This is a genomic window from Paralcaligenes ginsengisoli (genome assembly GCF_054781135.1).
The window spans coordinates 1-1,380 of record NZ_BAAGUZ010000052.1; the positions used below are offsets into that span (position 1 = coordinate 1).

1 protein-coding gene is annotated in these 1,380 nt (G+C 63.1%); it reads right to left on the reverse strand.

Features of this window, described 5'->3' with window-relative positions:
- Window positions 1–286 precede the first annotated feature (286 nt).
- The gene (locus ACYVIS_RS20805; RefSeq protein ID WP_232740868.1) at window positions 287–1,318 is read right to left on the reverse strand and encodes an IS110 family RNA-guided transposase; all 1,032 of its coding nucleotides are present in this window, start codon (window positions 1,316–1,318) and stop codon (window positions 287–289) included.
- Window positions 1,319–1,380: the final 62 nt, after the last annotated feature.

Sequence of the window (1,380 nt, forward strand, 5' to 3'; positions counted from 1 at the left end):
CCCTTCCGGTTTCTTAGGTGTTGATTGCAGCAGTACATCCGGGCTTGACGAGGTGACACGCGTGTCACGGCCCCTAATGGGTTTTGCTGACCGGCTCCCCTTAGCACCCAAGCACTTTGATGTGCGGCTGACGAATCGGGTTTGACCGGTCCTGGTCTGACCTAAGTGGCCATTACGGCTAAAAGTGCTTCAAGCAATCGGTGCGGTGGTGTCCTACGTTAAAAGGGATAAACGGTGGTGAGGCGCTGCCGGGTTGGCCCCGAGCTCGGTACGCGTGCCGTAGACCCTAGCGGGCCCGGCTCAGCGTATGCCCAGGGTCGTAGGGCGTGTCGTACGCCATCAGAGCCCAGGCGATGCGCGCATTTTTATTGGCCAGCGCGATGGCCACCACATTGAGCGGGCGGCGCACAAGCAGTTGGCCTAGCCAGGTCGTTCGATCGGCCTGGGCGCGCGCTCGGATCAGCACCGACTGCGCGCCCAAGAGCAGGAGCTTGCGCAGGTACCCATCGCCGCGCTTGCTGATCCCCAGCAGCGTGGCCTTGCCCCCGCTGGAGTGCTGGCGCGGCACCAAACCTAGCCAGGCGGCCAGTTGCCGGCCATTTTTAAAGAGCCGCGGATCGCCCACGCTGGCGGCCAGGGCGCTGGCCGTAATCGGCCCGATGCCGGGCAACTGCGCTAACCGCTGGCTGACCGGATTGGCACGATGCCCGTGCACGATCGATCGCTCCAGGGCCTGGACCTGCGTATCGAGCGCGCGCAGGTGTTCAACCAGCGTACGGATGAGTTCCACGAAAGGGCCAGGCAGGCGCGCCAGCGCGGACTCAAGCAACGCCGGCACCCGCCGGGTGACGTGAGCGATGCCTTGGGGCAGGATCAGCCCGAACTCGGCCAGCAGGCCGCGGATCTGATTGGCCGCGGCGCTGCGCGCCTTGACGAAGCCTTCGCGGGCCCGGTGTAGGCTCAGTACCGCTTGTTGCTCGACCGATTTGATGGCGACAAAGCGCATGGAGGGCCGGGTGACGGCCTCGCAGATCGCCTGCGCATCGGCGGCATCGTTCTTGTTGGATTTAACGTAAGGTTTGACGAACTGCGCGGCGATCAGCCGCACGTCGTGGCCCTGGTCGCGCAGCAGCCGCGCCCAGTGGTGGGCGCTCGCGCAGGCCTCCATGCCGATGAGGCACGGTGTCAGCTTCGCAAAGAAGGCGCTGAGCTGCTCGCGGCGTAGTTGCCGGGTCAAGACGGTATGGCCTTGCGCATTCACGCCGTGAACTTGAAACACGGACTTTGCTAAATCAAGACCAATCGTTGTAATCTTCATGATGGATGCTCCTTCCGATAGCAGTGAATGAGTTAGTAACCCCTTCACTTTGGCACAATGAT

Excerpts from the sequence above, each read along its gene's own strand:
- ACYVIS_RS20805 (WP_232740868.1), bottom strand. The coding sequence starts at position 1,318 with ATGAAGATTACAACGATTGGTCTTGATTTAGCAAAGTCCGTGTTTCAA.